The 22,719-nt window shown below is 72.3% G+C and carries 17 protein-coding genes and 1 pseudogene; 9 read left to right on the forward strand and 9 right to left on the reverse strand.

The annotated features are described in order from the left end of the window. From DLJ47_RS00245 to DLJ47_RS00255, 3 genes and pseudogenes are all read left to right on the forward strand, one after another. Positions 1–102: pseudogene (locus tag DLJ47_RS00245) on the forward strand (IS982 family transposase); the annotation flags it as partial. A 34-nt stretch (positions 103–136) separates the two neighbouring features. Beyond that, positions 137–550: a thioesterase family protein gene (locus DLJ47_RS00250; protein ID WP_109898102.1), complete on the forward strand. Its 414-nt coding sequence runs from the start codon at positions 137–139 to the stop codon at positions 548–550. Beyond that, positions 547–1,377 carry an MBL fold metallo-hydrolase gene (locus DLJ47_RS00255; protein ID WP_109898103.1) on the forward strand — a complete coding sequence of 277 codons (831 nt, stop codon included), beginning with the start codon at positions 547–549 and terminating at the stop codon, positions 1,375–1,377. Before DLJ47_RS00250 ends, DLJ47_RS00255 begins: the two co-directional genes overlap by 4 nt. A 16-nt stretch (positions 1,378–1,393) precedes the next feature. On the opposite strand, the gene DLJ47_RS00260 is transcribed toward DLJ47_RS00255, so the two are convergent. Then, positions 1,394–2,329, reverse strand: a complete 936-nt coding sequence (locus DLJ47_RS00260) for a PfkB family carbohydrate kinase (protein ID WP_109898112.1) — start codon at positions 2,327–2,329, stop codon at positions 1,394–1,396. 107 nt (positions 2,330–2,436) lie between these two features. On the opposite strand from DLJ47_RS00260, the gene DLJ47_RS00265 reads away from it, so the two are divergent. Together DLJ47_RS00265 and DLJ47_RS00270 are read left to right on the forward strand one after the other, a co-directional pair. After that, on the forward strand, positions 2,437–2,829 hold the full coding sequence (locus DLJ47_RS00265) for a nuclear transport factor 2 family protein (RefSeq protein WP_109898104.1): 393 nt from the start codon (positions 2,437–2,439) through the stop codon (positions 2,827–2,829). A 279-nt stretch (positions 2,830–3,108) separates the two neighbouring features. Next, entirely contained in the window at positions 3,109–4,206 is a 1,098-nt protein-coding gene (locus DLJ47_RS00270; RefSeq protein ID WP_088992948.1) for a lytic polysaccharide monooxygenase, read from the forward strand. 99 nt (positions 4,207–4,305) lie between these two features. Here DLJ47_RS00270 and asnB read toward each other — a convergent pair whose 3' ends face one another. Continuing rightward, on the reverse strand, positions 4,306–6,267 hold the full coding sequence (gene asnB, locus DLJ47_RS00275; protein ID WP_109898105.1) for an asparagine synthase (glutamine-hydrolyzing): 1,962 nt from the start codon (positions 6,265–6,267) through the stop codon (positions 4,306–4,308). A 259-nt stretch (positions 6,268–6,526) separates the two neighbouring features. Between asnB and DLJ47_RS00280 the strand changes: the two genes are divergently transcribed. Both DLJ47_RS00280 and DLJ47_RS35550 read left to right on the forward strand, forming a co-directional pair. Then, positions 6,527–8,008, forward strand: a complete 1,482-nt coding sequence (locus tag DLJ47_RS00280) for an aminopeptidase P family protein (protein WP_109898106.1) — start codon at positions 6,527–6,529, stop codon at positions 8,006–8,008. Between the two features lie 445 nt (positions 8,009–8,453). Then, on the forward strand, positions 8,454–10,568 hold the full coding sequence (locus DLJ47_RS35550; RefSeq protein WP_158289753.1) for a hypothetical protein: 2,115 nt from the start codon (positions 8,454–8,456) through the stop codon (positions 10,566–10,568). A gap of 78 nt (positions 10,569–10,646) precedes the next feature. Here DLJ47_RS35550 and pulA read toward each other — a convergent pair whose 3' ends face one another. The 3 genes from pulA to DLJ47_RS00300 form a co-directional block, all read right to left on the reverse strand. Beyond that, entirely contained in the window at positions 10,647–16,142 is a 5,496-nt protein-coding gene (gene pulA / locus DLJ47_RS00290; RefSeq protein ID WP_109898107.1) for a pullulanase-type alpha-1,6-glucosidase, read from the reverse strand. Positions 16,143–16,298: 156 nt separating this feature from the next. Next, on the reverse strand, positions 16,299–16,979 hold the full coding sequence (locus tag DLJ47_RS00295; protein WP_109898108.1) for a cellulose binding domain-containing protein: 681 nt from the start codon (positions 16,977–16,979) through the stop codon (positions 16,299–16,301). Positions 16,980–17,066: 87 nt separating this feature from the next. Continuing rightward, positions 17,067–17,714, reverse strand: a complete 648-nt coding sequence (locus DLJ47_RS00300; protein WP_146227983.1) for a cellulose binding domain-containing protein — start codon at positions 17,712–17,714, stop codon at positions 17,067–17,069. Between the two features lie 145 nt (positions 17,715–17,859). Here DLJ47_RS00300 and DLJ47_RS00305 point away from each other — a divergent pair, with 145 nt between their 5' ends. Continuing rightward, positions 17,860–18,405, forward strand: a complete 546-nt coding sequence (locus tag DLJ47_RS00305) for a GNAT family N-acetyltransferase (protein WP_109898109.1) — start codon at positions 17,860–17,862, stop codon at positions 18,403–18,405. An 85-nt stretch (positions 18,406–18,490) separates the two neighbouring features. Here the strand turns inward: DLJ47_RS00305 and DLJ47_RS00310 are convergent, their stop codons facing one another. Continuing rightward, on the reverse strand, positions 18,491–18,880 hold the full coding sequence (locus DLJ47_RS00310; RefSeq protein WP_088992940.1) for a hypothetical protein: 390 nt from the start codon (positions 18,878–18,880) through the stop codon (positions 18,491–18,493). Positions 18,881–18,917: 37 nt separating this feature from the next. Continuing rightward, on the reverse strand, positions 18,918–19,580 hold the full coding sequence (locus DLJ47_RS00315) for a hypothetical protein (protein ID WP_109898110.1): 663 nt from the start codon (positions 19,578–19,580) through the stop codon (positions 18,918–18,920). Between the two features lie 81 nt (positions 19,581–19,661). Here DLJ47_RS00315 and DLJ47_RS00320 point away from each other — a divergent pair, with 81 nt between their 5' ends. Continuing rightward, positions 19,662–19,850, forward strand: coding sequence for a hypothetical protein (locus tag DLJ47_RS00320; protein ID WP_088992938.1), 189 nt, complete (start codon positions 19,662–19,664; stop codon positions 19,848–19,850). Between the two features lie 21 nt (positions 19,851–19,871). Here DLJ47_RS00320 and DLJ47_RS00325 read toward each other — a convergent pair whose 3' ends face one another. Both DLJ47_RS00325 and DLJ47_RS00330 read right to left on the reverse strand, forming a co-directional pair. Then, entirely contained in the window at positions 19,872–21,545 is a 1,674-nt protein-coding gene (locus tag DLJ47_RS00325; RefSeq protein WP_109898111.1) for a right-handed parallel beta-helix repeat-containing protein, read from the reverse strand. 142 nt (positions 21,546–21,687) lie between these two features. Beyond that, positions 21,688–22,341, reverse strand: a complete 654-nt coding sequence (locus DLJ47_RS00330; RefSeq protein ID WP_109898115.1) for a C39 family peptidase — start codon at positions 22,339–22,341, stop codon at positions 21,688–21,690. Positions 22,342–22,719 lie beyond the last annotated feature (378 nt).

The following is a 22,719-nucleotide window of genomic DNA, read 5'->3' on the forward strand; positions in this document are numbered from 1 at the left end:
GTGCGGGTGGCCCAGCGTCTCCTGGCCATGGCTGCCGCCATCTGGCACAACAACAAGACCGGCGCACCCGTCACCCGGTCACTGATCGCCTACGACCACTGACCGGGATTCGGAACTACTCGTCTAGGCTTTGTCCATGCAGGAACAGCCGGAACAGCCGGAGCACGCCATCACGCCGGGGCTGACCGCCCGGGTGGAGTTGACCGTCACCGACGCCGACACCGCCCAGGCGGTCGGCTCCGGCGACGTGCCGGTGCTCGGCACGCCCCGGGTGCTCGCGCTGGCCGAGGCGGCCACGGTGGCCGCCACGGCGACCCGGATCCAACCCGGGTCGACCACCGTCGGGGTGCGGGTCGAGCTGGAACACCTGGCCGCGACGCCGGTCGGCCGTACGGTGGTGGCCCAGGCCCGGCTGGCCAAGGTCGACGGTCGCCGGCTGCTGTTCGAGGTCAGCGTCACCGACGGCGGCGAGCCGGTGGCCGAGGGTCGGGTGGAGCGGGTGCTGGTCGACCGGCAGCGCTTCGTGGAACGCGCGTCCCGGGCGTCATGACCGGCCGGTTCGTCGAGATCGCCGACGGGGTGCACGTCTACCGCGAGCCGCTGCTGCGGGTGAACGTCACGCTGGTCGTCGGCGACGGCGCCGCCCTGCTGGTGGACACACTCTCCACTGCCGGGCAGGCGACCGAGCTGGCCGCCGCGGCCCGGGCGGTCACCCCGCACCCGTGGACGGTGGTGAACACCCACCACCACTTCGACCACTGCTTCGGCAACGCCACCCTCGCCGCCGACCCGCCCCGCCCGGTGTACGCGCACACGCTGGCCGCCGAGGCGCTGCGCGAGCATCCGGACCGGCTGCGCCGGGAGGCGTACGAGGAGATCCGCGACGAGCACCCGGCGCTCGCCGAGGAGCTGGTCGACGCGGCACTGCTCGCGCCGACGCACACCGTGCACACCGAGGCCACCCTCGACGTGGGCGGGCGGGAGGTGGTGCTGCGCCATCCCGGTCGCGGCCACACCGACGCCGATCTGCTGGTGCACCTGCCCGACGCCGACGTGCTGGTCGCCGGCGACCTGGTCGAGCAGAGCGGCCCGCCGGCCTTCGAGGAGTCGTACCCGTTGCAGTGGCCGGACGCGGTCGCCGAGCTGCTCCGGCTGACCACCCCGTCGACCGTGGTGGTTCCCGGGCACGGCGAACCGGTCGACGCCGAGTTCGTCCGCGCCCAGCACGCCCAACTGGTCAAGCTGGCCTGGCTGATCCGGGCCGGGCACACCGGCGGCGCGCCGCCCGAGCGGGTGGCCGCCGAGGCACCGTTCGGCGCCCGCCCGGCGCTGGCCGCCGCCCGCCGCGGCTACGCCGAACTCGACGGCACCAGCTGACCGGCCGCCGGGCCGGTCAGTCGGCGAAGCGGCGGAGCACCTCGGCGCGGGTCGGCATCGCGGTGGCCCCGCCGGCCGACTCGCAGACCAGCCCGGCGACCCGCAGCGCGAACGCCACCCGCTCGTGCCAGCCGGCCGGCTCGACCGGCTCCCCGTCGACCAGCAGGTCGGCGACGAGCGCCGCCATCACCGAGTCGCCGGCGCCGGTGGCGTCCACCGCGCGCACCTTCGGCGCGGGCACGCGTACCGGATCGGCGCCGGCGGTGGCGACCACCGCGCCGGCCGCGCCGAGCGTGACCACGGCGGTCGCCGCGCCCAGTTCCCGCAGGTAGGCCGCCACCCCCTCGACCGGCTCGCCGGGATAGAGCAGCGCGGCGTCGGCGGTGCTGAGCTTGACCAGGTGAGCCCCGGCGGCGAATTCGGCCACCACCTCGCGCAGCCCGGCCAGCGCGGCCGGGCCGTCCAGCAGCCGGGGTCGTACGTTCGGGTCGAAGACCCGCAGCCCGGTGGCGAGCGACCAGGCCCGCCGCGCGGCGGCCAGCACCGGCGGCTGGAGCAGCACGATCGAGCCGCAGTAGAGCACGCCGGCCCCGGCGACCAGGTCCGCGTCCAGGTCGTCGGCGGTGAGCAGCCCGTACGAGGGCGGCTCGCCGTAGAAGCGGAAGTCCGGTTCGGGGCCGGCGAAGGTGGCCACCGCCAGCGCGGTCGGGGCGGGCACGGTGACCGCGCCGGCCAGGCCGACCCCGGCGTTGCCGAGGAAGGCGCGGATCCGGCCGGCCAGCACGTCGTCGCCGAGCGACCCGACGAACTGCACCGCACCGCCGAGCCGGGCCACGCCGACCGCGACGTTCAGCGGCCCGCCGCCGACCGCCTGCCGGTAGACCGGCTCCCCGTCGTGCTCGGCGTCGAGCAGGTCGACCAGTGCCTCGCCGAGCACCACCGCGTATCCCATCACGGTCCTTCCGTCGTCGCCGGTCGCGCCGTCCGCCGGGAAACCGGTCCCCATTCGTCGACGCTCCTGGGGAGATCTTGTCGCACCAGGCTGGCACAGTGCGCGGCATGACGACCGCAGAAGACACGGTATTGGCGTACTGGGACGCGTGCGAGGCGCGGGACTGGCCGCGGGTCGCGGCGCTGCTCGCCGACGACGTCGTCTACCACCTGCCGCAGACCCGGGAACGGATCCGCGGCCGGTCCGCCTTCCTCCGGTTCAACCAGGAATACCCGGGCGACTGGCACGTCACGGTGACCCGCGTGGCCGGCGCCGGCCCGCGGGCGGCCACCTGGATCACCTGCACGGTCGACGGCGCCGACCAGCCCGCGGTGAGCTTCTTCGACCTGGACGACGCCGGCCGGATCGCCGGCATCACCGAGTTCTGGCCGGAGCCCTACGAGCCGCCGGCCGGCCGGGAGCACCTCGCCGAGCGGTACGCCCCCGCCACGCCGGGCTGACGGTCACGCCGGGCCGTCTGACACATCGAGAGACGGCTATTGCGTCCGGCTCCGGCACGTGGTGGGATGACGCTTGCCGGGCGGCGCGTGGGCTGCGCGCCGACGGCTGCCGGGTTCTTTCCGCGAGGGCACCGGCCCGCAGGGCGGGCCGTCGACGGCGCGCGTCCCGCCGGGGCCGTCGCCGCGATCGTCGTATCCGCTCGTCGCCGTGGGGCCGCCAACCCCACGCGCTTCCGGCGGGGCGGCTCGGGCGGCACGCCCCGCGAGTCAGGAGAACCCGTGTCCCACCGTTCCCGTACGGCCGCGTTGCTCACCGCGGCCGCGACCCTCCTCGTGGGGGCCGTCGCGCTGGTCAGCGGCCCCGATCCGGCGGCCGCGCACGGCGCGGCGATGACCCCGGGCAGCCGGACGTTCCTGTGCTGGAAGGACGGGCTCACCGCCACCGGTGAGATCCGGCCGAACAACCCCGCCTGCTCCGCCGCGGTCGCGCAGAGCGGCGCCAACTCGCTCTACAACTGGTTCAGCGTGCTCCGCTCCGACGCGGGCGGGCGCACCGTCGGCTTCATCCCGGACGGGCAGCTGTGCAGCGGCGGCAACACCGGTTTCCGCGGCTACGACCTGGCCCGTACGGACTGGCCGCTGACCCACCTGACCGCCGGGGCGCGGATGGAGTTCCGGTACAGCAACTGGGCCCACCACCCGGGCACGTTCTACTTCTACGTGACCAAGGACAGCTGGAGCCCGACCCGGCCGCTGGCCTGGAGCGACCTGGAGGAGCAGCCGTTCCTCACGGTGACCAACCCGCCGCAGCGCGGCGCGGTGGGCACCAACGACGGGCACTACTACTTCAGCGGCAACCTGCCGACCGGCAAGAGCGGGCGGCACATCATCTACTCGCGCTGGGTCCGCTCGGACAGCCAGGAGAACTTCTTCGGCTGCTCGGACGTCACCTTCGACGGCGGCAACGGTGAGGTCACCGGGGTCGGCCCGGGCGGCACGCTGCCGCCGGACCCGACCACCCCGCCGCCGGACCCGACCACCCCCCCGCCGGACCCGACCACGCCGCCGCCCACCGGCGACTGCATGGCGGTCTACAAGGTGGTCAACTCCTGGCAGGGCGGGTTCCAGGGCGAGGTCATGATCATGAACCACACGAATGCGACCTGGTCCGGATGGACAGCCACCTGGACCTGGCCCAGCGGCCAGTCGATCAGTCAGATCTGGAACGCGTCGCACGCCACGTCCGGGACGTCGGTGACGGCGAGCAACGTCTCCTGGAACGGCACGATCGCCCCCGAGGGCACCACGACCTTCGGTTTCCTGGCCAACACCACCGGCACCAACACCCTGCCCACCGTCACCTGCACCGGCCGCTGACCCCCTTCCCCACCCCGAAATGATCAAGGGGTTTGCGTCGTCCGGATCCGTTCCGGCGACGCAAACCTCTTGATCCAGGTGCGGGCAGCCCGCGCGGGGTCAGCGGACCATGGAGCCGACGACGGGCTTGGTGAGCAGGGCGGACTGGTTGCGCTGGATGCCCGGGTCGAGGGTCTTGGCGACGAAGATGGCGTGCCAGACGCAGAAGATCAGCACCGTCCACACCTTGCGGGAGTGGTCCGCCTCCTCGCGCTTGTGCTCCTCCAGCAGCCGCAGCGCGTACGACAGGTCGAGCAGGTCGCCGGCGCCAGAGGTGGCCAGCACGTGCCGGGCCCACTCGTACATCTCGCCGCGCAGCCAGACCCGCGTCGGGGTCGGGAAGCCGAGCTTCTTGCGGTTGACGATGGCCGGCGGCACGACGCCCTGCAGCGCCTGGCGCATGGCGTACTTGGTGGCGTCGGAGCGCGGCGGCAGCTTGAGGTCCACCGGGATCTTCGCCGCCACGTCGAAGACCTCCCGGTCCAGGAAGGGCACCCGGACCTCCAGCGAGTGGGCCATCGAGATCCGGTCGGCCTTGACCAGGATGTCGCCGCGCAGCCAGGTGTAGAGGTCGACGTACTGCATCTTGGTGACGTCGTCCAGCTCGGTGCACTCGGCGTAGATCGGCGCGGTGACGTCGGTGTAGCGCACCGAGGGGTCGTAGCGGCGCAGCAGGTGCTGCTTCTCCTCCTCGGTGAACATCCGGGCGTTGCCGTAGTAGCGCTGCTCGATCGGGGTGGTGCCGCGCTCCAGGAAGCTCTTGCCCTTGACCCCCTGCGGGATCGCCTTGGAGACCGCCCGCAGCCCCTTCTGCACGCCGCCGGGCAGGCCGTTGACGGTGCTCAGCGAGAGCGGTTCGCGGTAGATCGTGTAGCCGCCGAAGAACTCGTCGGCGCCCTCACCGGAGAGCACCACCGTGACGTGCTCGGCGGCCTTCTTCGCCACGAAGTAGAGCGGCACCAGCGCCGGGTCGGCGACCGGGTCGTCCAGGTGCCAGACGATCTTCGGCAGCGCCTCGATCATGTCCTGCGGCCCGATCTTCGTCGGGATGGTGGTCACGTCGAGGTGGCGGGCCGAGTCCTGGGCCACGTCGATCTCGGAGTAGCCCGGCACGTCGTAGCCGACGGTGAAGGTGAGGATGTTCGGGTTGAACTCGCGAGCCAGCGCCACCACGGCGGTGGAGTCGATGCCGCTGGACAGGAACGAGCCGACCGGTACGTCCGAGCGCATGTGCATCCGGACGCTCTCCCGCAGCGTCTCCCGGATCTCGTGGTAGAGCTTCTGCTCGTCGTCGACCGGCGTGGGCCGGAACACCGGCCGGTACCACCGGCGTACGTCGATCCGCCCGCCCGGGGTCCAGGTCAGGTACTCCCCGGAGCCGATCCGGTTGATCCCCTTGTGCAGGGTGCCCGGCTCCGGGACGTACTGCAGGGTCAGGTAGTGGCTGAGGTTGGCCGTGTCGATGCCGGCGTCGCCGGCGTAGTTGGAGTGCGCGAACGGCAGCAGCGCCTTCTTCTCCGAGGCGAGGTAGAGCCCGTCCGCGGTCTCCAGGTAGTGCAGCGGCTTGATGCCGAAGTAGTCGCGGGCACCGAACGCGCGCCGCTCCTGCCGGTCCCAGATGACGAAGGCGAACATGCCGCGCAGTCGGGTGAGCACCTGCTCACCCCAGTAGTGGTAGCCGGCGACGATCACCTCGCCGTCGCCGTTGGTGGCGAACTGGGCGCCGTAGTCGCGGATCAGCTCCTCGCGCAGCTCGATGTAGTTGTAGATCTCGCCGTTGAAGGTGAGCAGGTAGCGCCCGCCGGCGTAGGGCAGCGGCTCGTGGCTGAGCGCCACGTCGATGATCGCCAGCCGCTTGTGGGCGAACACGCCGTCCGCGTAGCGACCGGAAGCGTCGCCGACCACCTCGACACCGGTCTCGTCCGGCCCGCGGTGGTGCAGGCATTCCAACGCTCCGGCGATGTTGTCGCGGTGGGCCGCGGCGTCACCGCGCGCGCTGAAGAAGGCCAGGAGTCCGCACATGGGGGTCATCTTTTCACGCGACCGGAGCGGACGTCGCGGCACCGTTGGCTCTCGTCGGGCCCCGGCCGGCGGCGGCGTCCGGCACCAGCGTCCGGGCGCAACGCGGGGCATCCTCGGGTAACGGGCCGCCCGGGACCGCGCCCCGTACCGGACCCGCCCGGCGCCGGCCCGGCAAGCCGGGCTCCGGTGGGCCACCGCCGGTCCCCTGCGCCGCCGGCCGCGCGGTACCGTCGGGACCAGCAACGAGGAGGGAGCGAGCATGACCGAGGAACGCACCGGTGGCAAGCCGACGGACGGCACCGAATCGCACGACCCGGACTTTCCGGAGGCGTTCCTGTCGTTCATGCGGCAGGGCTGGCGGGACACCACGCTGCCGGTCGGCCCCCGGCCGGAGGTGCCGAACTACGCCAAGCGCCGGGCCGCGCTCTCCGCGGCCTTCCCGGGCGAGACGCTGATCATCCCCACCGGCGGTGAGAAGGTACGCGCCAACGACACCGACCACCCGTTCCGGCCGGGCAGCGATTTCGCCTACCTGACCGGCGACCACGACCCGGACAGCGTGCTCGTGCTGCGGCCGAACGGCTCGGGGCACGACGCGACGCTGTACATGCGGCCCCGGTCGTCCCGGCAGACCGACGAGTTCTTCCGCAGCCGGCACGGCGAGCTGTGGGTCGGGCGGCGGCACACCCTGGCCGAGAAGTCGACCGAGCTGGGCCTGCCGACCGCCGACCTGACCGAGCTGGAGGCCGCGCTGGCCGATCTGGCGCCGGGGCGTACCCGGGTGCTGCGCGGTTTCGACGTCCGGGTGGACGCGGCCGTGCGCCCGTACGACGGGCCGCGCGCCGAGGGCCAGCCGGCCCGCGACCGGGAGCTGGCGATCGCCATCTCGGAGCTCAAGCTGGTCAAGGACGAGTGGGAGATCGCCCAGCTCCAGGACGCCATCGACGCCACCGTCCGGGGCTTCGAGGACGTGGCCCGGGTGCTGCCGGCCGACCGGAGCGTCTCCGAGCGGCTGCTGGAGGGCGTCTTCGCGCTGCGGGCCCGGCACGACGGGAACGAGGTCGGCTACAACTCGATCGTCGGTGCCGGCGAGCACGCCACGATCCTGCACTGGGTGCACAACAACGGCGCCACCCGCCCGGGTGAGCTGCTGCTGATGGACATGGGCGTGGAGAACCGCAACCTCTACACCGCCGACGTGACCCGGGTGCTGCCGATCGACGGCCGGTTCACCGCGTTGCAGCGGCAGGTCTACGACATCGTGCACGCCTCGCAGCAGGCCGGCATCGACGTCATCAGGCCGGGGGTGAAGTTCCGCGACGTGCACCTGACCTGCATGCGGGTGCTCGCCGAGGGCCTGGCCGACCTGGGCCTGCTGCCGGTGAGCGTGGACGAGGCGATGGACGAGAAGTCGACGGTCTACCGCCGCTGGACGCTGCACGGCTTCGGGCACATGCTCGGCATCGACGTGCACGACTGCGCCAACGCCCGCAAGGAGATGTACCGGGACGGCACGCTCGGCGAGGGCTACGTGCTCACCGTCGAGCCGGGGCTCTACTTCCAGCCCGAGGACGAGCTGGTTCCCGAGGAGCTGCGTGGCATCGGCGTGCGGATCGAGGACGACGTCCTGGTCACCGCCACCGGCGCGGTCAACCTCTCCGCCGGGCTGCCGCGCGCGGCGGACGAGGTGGAGACCTGGTTGGCCGAGCAGCGTGAGGCGGGTCCCCGCCTGCCCGGCTGATCCCGCAGGTACGGCCACGGCGGGCCCCACCGCCGGCGTCTGCGACGTATCTCGTCGTCAGGACGCCGATGGTGGGGCCCGTCGGCGTCTCTCGCCCTCCCACGCCCTGCCTGCCCAGCGCTACGTCGAGCGTGCCCGATCATCACCGTTGCCCCTCCCCGGCATCGCCGCGAGCTTTCCGCCACCGGTCGCGGGCCGGCGGCGTCCGTGAGCTTTCCGCCACCGGCCGCGTTCTCCGTACCGGTCATGCCGAGCCGGTCAGGGTGTCCCCGCTCCTGCCGTCCGCGTCGGTTATACCCAATGTGGGGTTTCTTCAGATTCGCCCCCATAGTGAAGAACACTCTCATACGGTGTGGTTCAGCAGCTACAACCGATTTGTAGCGAAGGCCGCCTCGCCACGGCGAAGCGACCTTGTCTGGGTACAAGGAGAGGGCAGAGAGCTCTGATGTCCAACTACCTTCGCAATAACAATGACGCGACCGGCGAGAAGACGTCACCGTTCCGCCGGCGCCGGCTCTGGCTCGTCACCGGCGTTGCTGGCCTCACGGGAGCGGTCAGCCTCGCGGGCGTCGCCTACGCCACCACCGGGGTGACCGGCTCGCACCGGCTGACCGACGTCAAGTGGTCGACCTCCCAGCTGGTCAGCGACGACGGCAAGGACAAGGCCAAGGACGAGGCCAAGGACGAGGCCAAGGACGACAAGGGCCGGGACCACAAGGACAAGGGCAAGGACGACAAGGGCAGGGACAAGGACGACCGCGATGACGTGCGGGAGGTGGAGTGCGACGACGACGACCTCGTCGAGGCCCTCGACCTGGCCAACCGTGATGACGGCGGCACCCTGAAGCTGGCCAAGGACTGCACCTACGAGCTCGACCAGCACGACAAGAAGTCCGAGGCGGGCCTGCCGACGATCAAGCAGGAAATCACCATCGAGGGCAACGGCGCGACGATCAAGCGGGAGGCCGAGGAGGGCTTCCGGATCTTCCGCGTCGCCAACGGCGGCGACCTGACCCTCAAGGACGTCGAGGTCCGTAACGGCGCCGCCGGCGAGGACCGCAAGCACGACGACAAGGACAAGCACGACGACAAGGACAAGCACGACGGCAAGGACAAGCACAACGGCAACCAGTCCGGGACCGGCGGCGGTGCTCCTGCCCCGGCGCCCGCCCCGGCGCAGCCGGCGGCCGGGCAGCAGACGCCTGCGCAGCAGGCGGCGCAGGCCAAGCTGGCGGAGGCCCTGAAGGCTGCTGTCCAGAAGGCGGCCGCGCAGCGGGCGGCCGCCCAGGCGTCGTCTGGCAAGGACGGCAAGGACGGCAAGGACGGCAAGGACGGCAAGGACGGCAAGGACGGCAAGGACGGCAAGGACTGGAACGGCAAGGACGGCGAGGACCGGGACCGCAAGGACGACAAGGAGCACGAGGGCGACGGCGGTGGCCTGCTGGTCGAACGCGGCGGCGAGGCCCACCTGGTGAACACCAAGTTCTTCCTCAACAGCGCCGAGAACAACGGCGGTGCCGTCGCCAACTTCGGCCGGCTCAAGGTCGAGGGCAGCACCTTCGACAACAACCACGCCGAAAAGGACGGCGGCGCCATCTTCAACGCCGGCATCCTCGACGTCAAGGGCTCCCACGACGGCAAGGGCCCCGAGTCGCGCATCACCAACAACACCGCGGGCAAGAACGGCGGCGGCGTCGCCAACGGCCACGGCGACAAGGACAAGGACAACCACGGCAAGGACAACCACGGCAAGGACAACCACAACAGCGGCGGCCGCCACGACGACCGCGACAAGCGCGACGACGACAAGGCCGGCACGGTCACGATCGAGAAGACCCTGATCGAGGGCAACACCGCCAAGAAGAACGGCGGCGGCCTGTTCAGCAACGACGGCTTCGTCGAGGTCAGCTGGACCTTCATCAAGAACAACACCGCCGGCGAGAACGGCGGCGGCATCGCCGCCGTCGACACGGTCCTGAAGGTCGACAACAGCAAGATCGAGAAGAACAAGGCCCACAAGGACGGCGGCGGCATCTACAACGTCAGCAGCGACGACAAGGACAAGAAGAACCACTGGTCCAACGGCCAGGACAAAGACGAGGAGAAGCGCGCCACGGCCACCGTCACCGACAGCGAGATCCTCGAGAACAGCGCGAACCGCTTCGGTGGCGGCGTCTTCAACGGCAAGCCCTTCGAGGACAAGCACAACGGCGGCAACTGGTCCAACCACGACGACCGCGAGGACGACGGGGCCACCCTGGTCCTGCGCGACACCAAGATCAAGGAGAACTTCGCCGGCAAGAACGGCGGCGGCATCTACAACAACGAAGGCAAGGTGACCCTGACCAACACCAAGGTCACCAAGAACAAGGCCGACAACGGCAACGAGAAGGACAACGACCGGGACAACGGTTGGGACAACGACAAGGACAAGAACCACAAGGGGATCGCCGGCGGCATCTTCAACAACGATGGCAAGGTCAAGCTCGACGACGACTCCACCATCACCGACAACGACCCCACCAACTGCGCCAACACCGTCGAGGACTGCTTCGACTGAGCAACGCGACAGCCGTAACAGCGACGGAAAGGTCGGCCCCCTGCCACCCGAGGTGGCAGGGGGCCGACCCCGTGCGCACTAGCGCAGCACGAACACCGCGACGCTCCGCGCCGGCACGGTGAACGTGCCGGTCGACGCGTCGAACGAGGCGGTCCGCAGCACCGGGTCGGCCGAGGTGCGCAGCACCGGGTGCAGCGTCACGTCCGCCCCGCGCAGCCCGGTCAGCCGCTGCGTCGCCGTCTCCGCGGTGGCGTTGAAGACCACGGTGACGGACTTCCACCGCGGGTCCAGGCCGCGGCCGTCCAGCGTCATGGTCAGCACGCCGGGGGTCTCCGCGGCGCCGGAGAGCGGGAAGGCGACCCGCTGCTGCACCTGCTCGGCGGTGGTCAGCCCGAACACCGGCGAGGACGCCCGGATCCGCAGCAGTTCGGCGTACCGGGCGGCGGTGGTGTCGATCGCCGCGCAGTCCGGGACCAGCGCCGGGTCGGCCAGCAGCGGCCGGGCGTACGACCACTTGTCCTGGTTGTCCTGCGCGGGCGGCAGGCCGGCGCCGAACCCGTTGCCCTGGGCGCAGTCCCATCGGATCTGGTTGAACCAGTCCCCCGAGTTGTACGAGTTGCGGTCCAGCGACTTCGAGCGCAGCCGCTCGGTGCCGGTGGTGACGAAGCCCGTGCCCTGGCCCATCACCACGGTGCTCAGGGCGAGCACCTGCATCCGGGACCGGTCCGCCGCCGAGGTGTCCTGCGGCAGCTTGTACGCCAGCGCGTCGTACAGGATCTCGTTGTCGTGCGCGTCGACGTAGGTGACCGCCTCCCCCGGCGCCGCGGTGTAGCCGGCGGGCGAGCCGTTGTAGTCGACCTGGGCGCCGGTGACCCGCTCGCCGGCGGAGTTGGTGAACCGGTAGCCGGCCAGGTTGCCGGTCAGCCCCACCTTGATCAGGTCGTGCTGGTGCAGCAGCCGGGCCCGCTGGTCGGCCGCCGACCCGTTCACCGGGTCGCCGTTGGGGTCGGTGAACAGGCCGGAGGCGAAGCCCTGCTGGCGCGGGTTGGCGTCGAACGGCCCGCCGCCGCGTACCGCGTCGCGGAGCCGGTCGTTGAAGGTGCCGATCCCGGTGCCGGCCATGTTCGCCTGGGTGGCCTGCACGAAGCGGGCGTCGTTCGCCACCTCGCCGAAGTTCCAGCCCTCGCCGTAGAGCAGGATCGACTTCCCGTCGACCCCGTCGCGGGCCAGGGTCAGCTTGTCCAGCGCCTGCCGCACGGCCACGATGTTCGCCTTCGGGTGGTGCCCCATCAGGTCGAACCGGAACCCGTCCACCTTGTACGCCCGGGCCCAGGTGACCAGGGAGTCCACCACCAGCTTGCCCATCATCGCGTGCTCGGGGGCGGTGTTGGCGCAGCAGGTCGAGTTGGCGACCGTGCCGTCCTCCAGCAGCCGGTGGTAGTAGCCGGGCACCACCTGGTCGAGCACCGACTTCGGGTCGGTGCCGGCGGCCGAGGTGTGGTTGTAGACCACGTCCATCACCACCCGCAGGCCGGCGCCGTTGATGCCGGCGACCATCTGCCGGAACTCGGTGGTCCGCTTCGCCCCGGCCGGGTCGACCGCGTAGCCGCCCTCGGGCACCGTGTAGTGCAGCGGGTCGTACCCCCAGTTGTAGCCGTCGGTGTCGGCGACGGCCGCCACGCACTTCTGCTGCTCGTCCGAGTCCGGCGGCAGCGCGGCCAGGTCGCAGGCCGGCTGCCGCTGGTCGGCCCGCCGCTCGGGGATGGTGGCGAAGTCGAACGCGGGCAGCAGGTGCAGGTGGGTCACCCCGGCCTCGCCGAGCGACCTGAGATGCGTCATGCCGGCCGTGCCCGGGTCGGTGAAGGCCAGGTAGGTGCCGCGCCGCTGCGCCGGCACGGTGGTGTCGGCGATGGAGAAGTCCCGCACCGACAGCTCGGAGATCTGCGCCCGGGTCGACGGCACCGCCGCCGGCTTGCGCAGCTTCGCCCAGCCGGGCGGGGCGAGTTTCGGGTCGGTGAGGTCGACGAGCTGGCTGTGCGTCGAGTTCGGCGCGAGCGCCAGCGAGTACGGGTCGGTCACCGCGGCGGTGACCACCCGCTGGGCCGCCGGCTGCCACACCTCGACCTGGTAGCGGTAGTACTTCCCGACCCAGTTGCGCGCGCCGCGCACCGACCAGACGCCGGTGCGGTCGTCCCGGCTCATCGCCACCGTCTTCGGTTGCCCGGTGGGCGAGTCGAAGAGCTGGAGCGAGACCGTGCGGGCGGTGGGCGCCCAGACCGACAGCGTCGGCGCCCCGCCGGAGAAGGTGGGGCCGAGGCGGGCGTCGGTGGCCCGGGCGTAGACGTCGTCGAGCACCCCGGGAAGCTGCACGCCGGTGGCGGCGAGCAGCTCGCCCTCGGCGTCCCGCTCGGTCACCAGCAGCTGGCCGCGCAGGGCGGCCGGCACCCTGGCCAGGTCCCGCCGATCCAGGGTGAAGCTCTGGTAGGCCCACAGGTGCGGGAAGGCCGCGCGCTGGGCCTCGGTGAGCCCGTTGCGCTGCGCCCGCAGCGGCAGCGAGGTGTACGTGCCGGCCAGCTCGCCGTCGACCACGCTCACCCCGCCGGCCGGCGCGGTCACCAGGGCGTACGCCTTGCCGTCGGTGGGCCCGGTCTGCCAGGCGACGGTGGACCGGTCGATCCAGTGCGCCCGCTGCCTGGTGATGTCGGTGTCCCGGCCGGTGCCGGTGGCGGTCGACGGCAGCAGCCGACCCCGGACGCCGGCGAGCAGCCAGACCTCCCGCCCGGCGTCGGCGAAGTCGAGCCGTTGGTCCTCCGGCAGGTCCTTCTCGTCGCCGGAGTGGATGATGTAGCTCAGCCCGGTGGCGCCGGCCGCCAGCGGCACCCGGAACACCGCGCCGAACGAGTCGATGCTGGTCGGCGGCATCGGGGTGGCCCAGTCGGTCGGGTTGGCCGCGCCGTCCCAGAGGTGCAGCCCCCAGCCGTCGTAGTTGCCGTCGGCCCGGCGGTAGTGGATGACCGCGGTGCCGTCGGCGACCGGCGGGTCCGGCTCGCCGGTGGCCGCCTCCCGGCTCGGGTGGATGGTCGGGTCGCCCTGCTTGACCCAGACCTCACCGGTCTGTGTCACGTCGATGGTGCGGTCCTGCTCGACGTCCTTGTTCCCGAATTTGTCGACCACCAGGAAGCCGACCGACTTCGCCCCGGGCTTGAGCTTCACCCAGGCGAACCGGCCGTACGAGTCGGTGCCCGCGAACGGCTGACCGGTGGGCCACTCGGTGACGTAGCCGGGGTCGATGTCGCCCCAGGCGTACAGGCTCCAGTCCGGGTAGTCGCCCGCCGGGCGCTGGTAGTGCACCACCACCCAGTCCCGCGAGGATGCCTGCCCCGGGGTGCCCACGGTGGCGGTGGAGCGGGCGGTGGCGGTCCGCCCCTTGCCGTCGCGCACCACCGCCTTGTACTCGATCGTCGTGCCGGCGGCCAGCCCGGCCAGGTCGTGGTGGACCGTGTACGGCGCCCGGTCGGCGCTGCCGAGCAGGGTCCACCGGCCGCCGGCGACCCGGGCGGCGACCGTGACGGTGGCCAGCGGGTCCCCGGTGACCTGCGCGGTGATCGCGGCCTTGGTGGCGACCGGCTGGTCCGGGGCGGGGGTGGTGATGGTGACCGAGGGCGCGCCGTCGGGCAGTGCGATCGGCGTGCCGGCGCGGTGCACCACTGCCGACAGCGGCGGCACGGTCAGGGTGAGCTTGCCGTCGGCGGCGGCGACCGGGGCGGCGGAGCCGCCGTAGACGCCGGTGAAGGTGGCACCGGCCGACCAGGTGTCCACGGTGACAGTCTGCTCGGTGGCGGCGTTGTTCACCGCGACCACGTACTCGGTGCGCTGCTTCGGGTCGATCCGGGAGAAGGCGAAGACGCCCGGCCCGTCGGCGGCGTACCGGGTGACCTGCACCCCGTCGCGCAGCGCCGGGTGGGCCTGGCGCAGCCGACCCAGCTCGGCGATGGCCCGGTAGAGCGGGTGCGCCGGGTCGTACTGGTCGACCGAATGGGTGCGGTCGGTGCCGAGCAGGTCGTCGTCGAGGTAGTCGGGGGTACGCGAGGCGAACATGTCCTGCCGGGCGTCCTTGTCGCCGCCCGGTCCGGTGAAGCCCTGCTCGTCGCCGGAGTAGACCACCGGCTGGCCGCGGGTGAGGAACATCAGCTCGTGGGCGAGCCGGTCGCGGCGTAGGTGGCTGGCCGGGTCGGTGCCCCCGTTCGCGATGAACCCGCCGATCCGGCCCATGTCGTGGTTGCCGAGGAAGGTGGTCAGCCGGCCCGCGTCGGTGTCCCGGGAGTTGTAGAGGTCGTCGCGGGCGTACACGTCGGCGAGGGCCTTGGCCGAGCCGTCGCCGGCGGTGTAGCCGCGGGCCGCCTCCTGGAAGGCGAAGTCGAGGGTGGCCGGCAGCCCGCCGCGCCGCACGTACGTCGAGGTGATCTCCGGGTCGGCGCTGTAGACCTCGCCGAACATGAAGAAGTCCGGCTTGCCGGCGCGGGCGGCGGCCCGCTCGACGCCCTGGCTGAACTGCGGCCAGAACTCCAGGTTGGCGTGCTTGACGGTGTCCAGCCGGAAGCCGTCGACCCCGGTCTGCACCACCCAGTCGGAGTAGACCTCGGTGAGGCCGCGCACCACCTCGGGACGCTCGGTCCACAGGTCGTCCAGGCCGAAGAAGTCGCCGTACTCGCTGTTCTCGCCGGCGAAGGTGGAGTCGCCCCGGTTGTGGTACATCGTCGGGTCGTTCAGCCACGCCGGCACCTTGACCTTCGCGTCGGCCGGGTTGCCGAACGTCGGCGGGTACGGGAAGGACTGCGCGTTCACCGGCGGGAAGTCGCGGCTGCCGTCGGCGTAGTTCCGGTCCTCGAAGGCACGCCCCTGCGCGTCCTTGTACGGCGCGCTCGCCTTGTCCACGTAGGTGGCGGACTCGCCGTAGCGGATGACGTCAGCGGTGTGGTTGACGATGACGTCCAGGTAGACCTTGATGCCGCGCTGGTGGGCGAGCCGGACCAGCCGCTTCAGGTCCTCGTTCGTGCCGAAGTGCGGGTCGACCTGGGTGAAGTCGGTGATCCAGTAGCCGTGGTACCCGGCGGAGACGTCGTCGCCGCGGGCCTGCACCGGCCGGTTCTTGAAGACCGGGGCGAGCCAGATCGCCGTCGTGCCCAGCCCCTGGATGTAGTCGAGCCGGTCCATCACGCCGTGGAGGTCACCGCCGTGGTAGAAGCCCTTGTCGGCGGGGTCGAGGCCGGTGCTGAGCCGGTCGCCGGCCAGCCCACCCCGGTCGTTGCGCCGGTCGCCGTTGGCGAACCGGTCCGGCAGGACGAAGTAGAACTGCTCGGCCCGGGCGTCGTCGGTGCCCGCGCGCAGCAGTGCCTCGGCGGACGGTTCGGCGCTCCACTGCACCGCCCCGGTGGCGGCGAGCGGGTCGGCGCCCGCCTGGCCGGTGGCGGCGCCGTCGAACTGGCGCACGGCGACCGGTACCGCGACGAGGGCGACGACGAGCAGGCAGACGAGGGAGAGCAGGGCCTTGCGCGGTATCGGCGGGGGTTTCATCGACGGCCTTCCTCTGGTCGCTGATTGGCCCGCACGCTAGCCCTTGCCGAAACATTCTGCAATACCTTGCAAACCAAGTCGCAACAAAGCAGAGGTCTTGCAAAATGGACGGCCCGACGGTGTTCAGCGCCGGGCCGTGCAGGTGCCGCGGTGGTGTCAGAGGCCGGTGCAGCCGACGCCGTCGACGGTGCAGCTCGCCGGCCGGCTGTCCGCGCGCTCGACATGGAACCGCAGCGCCACCGAGGCGCCGCCGGCCAGGTCCTGGCCGCTGCGGTAGCTGAAGCCGTCGTCGGTGCGGCTCACCGTCCCCTGTGGCCCGCCCTCCAGCCAGGCGCTGTCCAACCGCCCGCCCGGGAAGGTCAGCCGGGCCGTCCAGTCCCGTCCGGTCGACGAGGAGTTGCGGATCAGCACCTCGCCGATGAACCCGCCGTGGAACGAGTTCACCACCCGGTAGCGGCCACTCAGCGGCGACGACGGCGGCACGGCCAGCGGGGCGTCGCCCCCACCGGCGGTGGGCGAGGGAGCGCGGCTGCTCCGACTCGGTGCGGGCCGGGTGGACGGGCTCGAGGTGCGCTCCGCCGGCGTACGCGTCGCCCGCGCGGACGGCGTCGGCGAAGCGGAGGCGGTCGGCGGCAGGGGCAGTTCGGGCAGGGCGACCGTGGGCGGCGGCGGGCCGGGCTGCGCGTCGAAGTCGGGACTGCGCCCCCGGTACGCCCCGAGCGCGACGACCAGCAGCACCACCATCACGGCCACGCCGATCGACACCACGATCCAGGGCGAGGACGCGACGGCGGTCGTGCCGTACGACTTGCTCGGTGCTCGGCCCGTGCCGGACATCTCATCCCTCCAGCGGTCGTCGGAAGCGTAACGGTCGGCGGCGCGGCGGCGGCGTGCGCCCGGCCCCGTGCCGGCCGGGCCCACCGCTCAGCCGATGACGCAGTCGGCGCCGTTCACCGTGCAGCTTCCCGGGCGGTCACCGGTGCCGTGGCGGGTGAACCGCAGCCCGAGCGTCCGGCTCTGCCCGGGGTCCAACGGGCCGGTGCCGCGCAGCGTGTACCGGCCGGCGCCGGTGCTCGTCACCGCGATCCCGGCGCCTCCGGAGTAGACCTGGATGCTCTTCACGTTGCCGCCGAAGAGCAGCTCCACCCGCCACTCGCGGGCGTCGTCGGTGCCGTTGCCGACCACCAGCCGGGCGGTGAAGGAGTCGCGGTAGCTCCCGGTCACCCGGTAGCCGGCGGTCAGCGCGCCGTCGGCCCGGTCGGCGGGGCGCGGCGAGCGGGCACCGGCGGGCACCGGTGGTCGCGGGGTGACCTGGGCCGACGGGGTGGCCGACGTCGGGGTCGGGGTCGCCGGCGCCAGTCCCGGTAGGGCGGGCAGGGACGGCAGGGACAGCGGCTGGGTCGGCGGCGGCTCGGCCATCGGGCGGCGTTCGGGGGCGCGGAACGCCACCAGCGCGACCACCAGCATCGCGGTCAGCAGGCCGACACCGAGCAGGACGATGACCCAGGGCACCGACGCCAGCACCCGGGATGCGGCGGGCCGTCCGGGACCACCGGCGGGCCGCACAGACATCCGTTCCCCCCTCGTCGGAGCCGACTCGCCAGCGTAGCCAGCGGTCCTGCTCGGGTGGAACGGAGCCGTCCGCGATCCGACCGACCGGCCGGTGCGCCGCCGAAAACGGTTGGCCGACCGGCGGCGGTTCGGGTCTGATCGGCACATGCCCGCGCTGACGCCGCCGACCGAACGGGTACACGCCAGCTTCCTGGCAGCGATGGCCGAGTTCCAGGCCGAGGGCCGGGGCGACCGGCAGGACCACACCATGGTCGGCACCGAGATCCGCCGGTACGCGGCGACCTGGCACCGCCCGGAGGCGTTCGCCCGGTACGTGGCCGACCTGCGCGCCCAGGCGCTGCCGGAGACGCCGCGGCCGGCGGGCTGGGCGCCGGACACCACCCTGTGGTGGGTCGACGGCGACGAGTACCTCGGCCGGATCTCCGTCCGGCACCGGCTCACCCCACAGCTGCGGGAGGTCGGCGGCCACATCGGCTACGACGTACGGCCCACCGCCCGACGCCGCGGGCACGCCACCGCCATGCTGCGCGCGGCACTGCCGGTGGCCCACCGGCTCGACATCGACCCGGCGCTGGTCACCTGCGACGTGGACAATCTCGCCTCGCGGCGGGTGATCGAGCGCAACGGCGGGGTGCTCGCCGACGAGCGCGCCGGCAAGCTGCGGTTCTGGGTGCCCACCGGGCGGCCGTGAGCCGATTCCCCCACCCGGCCCGTCGTCCCGGTCCGGGCAGGGCCGGCCGCCCGGGCCCGCCCGGCTCGGGCGACCCGGCGGCGGGTCAGGCGGTCCGCACCACCGTGCAGATGACCGGGCCCCGGTCGGTGGTCCGCAGCAGGTAGCGGTACCGCTCGCCGGGCACCTTCCGCCCCTGGCTGTCCAGGAACTCCCACTCGACGGCCACCATGGTCAGCAGGGCGGAGACCGGCTGCACGTCCTCGATGGCGGCGTGCGCGGCGACCAGCTCCCGCTCCCGGTAGTCCGGCGCGGCGCCCACGAAGGACAGTGCGACCGCCGCCGGCGAGGTGAACGAGAAGCTGTACGTGTCGGCGACCACCAGCCCTGGCAGGGCGTAGCAGCCGGCGATGGCGGGCACGTCGCCGGCGGTCAGCGCCACGCCGTACCGGTCGAAGAAGTCGGTCAGCGTGTCCAGGTCGGTGGAGGCTCTCACCCGGCTGACAATTGCCGATCAGCCGGCCGACCAAACCTCAACGCGCCGGTACCAGCACCTCGATCTCGGCCCCGAGCTGGGCACCACCGGTCAGGCCGAGGTCGTCGCCGCTCCAGAACCGGCCCGGGTCGTACCAGTTCGGTCGCCGCCCGGCGGGGAGCAGCCCCATCGCCTCGTAGGTCACCGCGACGACCTCCGCGCAGTACGCCGACTCCAGCGCGCCGTCGCGCACGGGCGTGCCCGTGCCACCCTGGCGCCCGGGTGCCGGCAGCCGGACCGCCGGTACCCGGCCACGCAACCAGCGCCAGGCGAGCTGGGCGGTGGACGGGAAGGGCGTGCCGTCCAGGCGGGCCACGGTACGCAACACCGCGTCCTCCATCCCGGCGTCCGCGGGCGGGTCGAGCTGGCGCAGCCAGGCCCGCTGGCCGTACCGGGTCGCCCAGACGCAGACCGCGTCCCGCAGGTCGTGCAGCTGCACGCCGCGCTGGTGGGTGCCCGACCACAGGTCCGGCAGCGACCGGCCGAGCTCGGCGTGCCACATCAGTGGCGGCATGTCGTCCAGCACCACCGCCATGCCGACGTGGTTGACCGGGCTGTTGGTGGTGAACTGGATGGCCCGGTCCGGCACGCTGCGACCGCGGAACACCCACAGGTCGCCGGTACGGGTCAACTCGACCGCCTCGTCCAGGCTCACGCTCATGCCGGCGCCCCACCGTCGCCCGACACGCCACCGTGGGCCGGACCGCTGATTCGCACCCTCATGGCCGTCTACCCTAGGCCGATGCGGCGACGGTTGCGGTGGTGGAAGGTGCTCGGGCTCGCGGGTCTCGCCGGTGTAGCGGCCTCCGGCGTGGTGATCGCCCGCGCGGAGCGGCGGCGGCGCGCGTACACCCCGGAGGAGATCCGGGCCCGGTTGCGGGACCGGCACGCGCAGGCCAGCGCGGCGAAGCCGGCCGACGACGCGGCCTGAGCGGCGCCCGCCGCGGCGCGGTCAGTGACCGTCGTCGTGGTTGCGGTACCAGCTGCCGCCGTCCAGGGGCGTGTCCAGCCGCACCGGACCCGAGGCGTTGCCGGCGAAGTCGTTGTCGTCGATCCGACAGGCCACGCACCGGCCGCGCTCGGTGACCCACACCCCGTAGGTCTGCGTCTGCTGGTCCCGCCGGTCCCAGATCCGGTTGCCGCGGACGATCGCCGAGTCCACGACGGCGTTGACGGTGATTCCGGCCCGCACCGGTGGGGCGTCGGGCAGAACGTACCGGGTGCCGGGCCCCGGGGTGTCCTCGTTCCAGGCGGTCACGGTGTCCGGACGGATCTCGGCCAGGGCCAGTTCGGTGTCGGTGTTGCCGGCCACCACCGCCGCCCGCGACCCGACCCGCAGCACCTTGCCCCGGTGCCCGTCCTGGGTCCAGTCGGCGCTGCGGTCGGTCATGGACCGGGTGCCGTACCACACCGACTCGCCGCCGCCGGAGGCCGCCGGGGCGCATCGGCGGCCGTTGTTGCGGATCCGGTTGCCGACGATCGTCGGGTCGGTCATCGGCCGGTCGATCCGGATCCCGTCGCAGCCGTTCTCCCAGATCTCGTTGCTGTCGATCACGACGTCCGACGCCGGGCCGCGGTAGCCGTCACCGAGCACGTGTTCGCGGTAGCCGTGGCCGCCGTTGCGGCTGATCCGGTTGCCCCGGACCGTGTACGGGCCGGGGGTGTTGCCCATGCTCACCCCGTCGCCGATGTTGCCGTCGATGACGCAGTCGGTGAGCAGGCCGCCGCGACCGGCGATCCCGGCCGTGCCGTTGGCCGACACGTCGAACCCGGCCTCCAGGTTGCCGGTCATCGTGCAGGCCGTGACGATCAGGCCGTCCGCGCCCCAGTCGGAGATGCCGAACCTGTTGGCCTCGCTGTGGCAGCCGATGATGCGGTAGCCGCGCGGGGGCGTCCAGTAGTCCTTCTGGAGTTCCAGGAAGATGCCGTTGGTGCCGTTGCCGAGGGCGGTGGAGTTGGCGATGGTGAGCCGCTCCACCGCGCCCCAGCCGCCGATGCCCACGCCGATGCCGGCGCCACCCATCTCCTCACCGTTGTCCAGCCGGCCACAGCCGACCACCACCACCCCGTCGATCAGGCTGTCCTGGAGGAAGTCGCAGCCGAGCCCGGTCGCTCCGGTGTGGTGGATGTAGAGGTTGCGGAAGATGCCCCGCACCACGTACTGCAGGCCGAGCCCCTTGGCGAGGTAGTTGTACTGCGCCAGGGCCACCCCCGAGCCGTCGATCTCGAAGTCGGCGAAGGTGCAGTCGGCGATGTGCCGGTCCCGGTTTGCGCCGTGCTGCACGGTGGTCCAGAACGCCAGCGGCGTCGGGTCGGCCCGGTTCCCCTCGTTGCTCAGCAGGAAGCGGGTCGCCCCGGGTCCGGCGCCGATCAGCGACACCCCGCTGCGCCAGACCGTGCCGGCGTCGCGGATCGAGTAGATGCCCGGTGGGCAGTAGATGACCCGGGCCCGCCCGTCGGCCGCGTAGCCCTCGCCGAGGCGGTCCACCAGCGCGGCCAGCGCGGGCTGGTCGTTGGTGACGCCGTCGCCCCGCAGGCCGTACTCCCGGGCGTCGCAGTACAACGGCGCTCCGGCCACGGGCGTACGGCGCACCGCGGCCACGGTACGCCCGCTGTGGTACCCCACCGGACCACTCCCCTCGGCGTACGGTCGGTCGGTTCCCGGCGGCGGGTTCCCGCTCCCGATACCGGGAAACGCGAACACCACGAAGGGCCGGCCCCCGGGTTGGGGGTCGGCCCTTCGTGGTGTTGCTTGTGTTCTTGTGTTGTCAGGCGGTGTAGCCGCGGGTGGCGATCCAGTCGGCGAGGTTGTCGATGCTCATCCGGTAGCTGGCGGTGTCCGGGTTCGCCGAGTCGGCGATGGTCACCGTGTTACCACCGTCGCGGTAGCCGACGACGCTGATGTAGTGCCCGCCCTCGAAGGAGTGGGTGTTGCCGTCGGTGTCGGTGGCGGTGCCGGCGATGTTGGCGACCACGGCGCGGCCCTCGTCGACGGCCTTGACCACGTCGGCGCGCAGCTTGTCGGTCTGCTTCTCATCGGCTGCGCGGTCGCGGATCTCGACGCTGCGGTAGACGTCCTTACCGGTCTCCTTGTTCAGCACCGGGGTGATGTCGTTGATGGAGTCGGTGCCGGCCTCGGTGGTGCCCATCTGCTCGGCCATGGCGTCCATGTCGATGTTCTTGCCCTGCACGCTCAGGGCGTTGCGGGCGGCGGCGGGGCCGCAGTAGTAGAAGTTGGGCTGGGCCTCGTAGCGCACGCCCAGTTCCCGCTCACCGTTGTGCTTGCGGTCGGTGGTGATCGAGGTGGCCGGCTTCTCGGCCGGGGTGGCGAACGCGGCGGTGGCGGGGGCGGCGATGGCGCCGCCGGTGAAGGCGAGGCCAGCGGCGGTCAGGGCGGTCTTACGCAGGATGTCGGTACGCATGATGATCACAAGCCTTTCGATCCGGGGGACATCACGGCACACCACAAGGGGGGCGGTGTGGGCCGCGGGTGAGGGAAAGGGTCGTGCGGAAGGGGGATCGTCCCGGCGGCGCGGGGGCCTGCTCGGGCGTCCAGGGGTGTAACCATCCGGGCCGGCCCACCATTCCGGGGCTCGGCGCCCGGGGGCCGGTTCAGCCCCGTCGGGGTTGTTCAACGACCCGGGCCGGCCCACCATTCCGGGGGCGCCGACCGTGTGGCCTGCTTCGGCCGTCCGGGATGTCAACGACCCGCGGCTGCCAGGCATTCCGCGATCCAGCCGGGCCGCTCCACCCGCACGCCAGCACCCGGGGTGTGGCGCGGGTACGCCATGTACAACGAC

Source organism: Micromonospora sp. S4605, assembly GCF_003176715.1.
GTDB lineage: Bacteria > Actinomycetota > Actinomycetes > Mycobacteriales > Micromonosporaceae > Micromonospora > Micromonospora echinaurantiaca.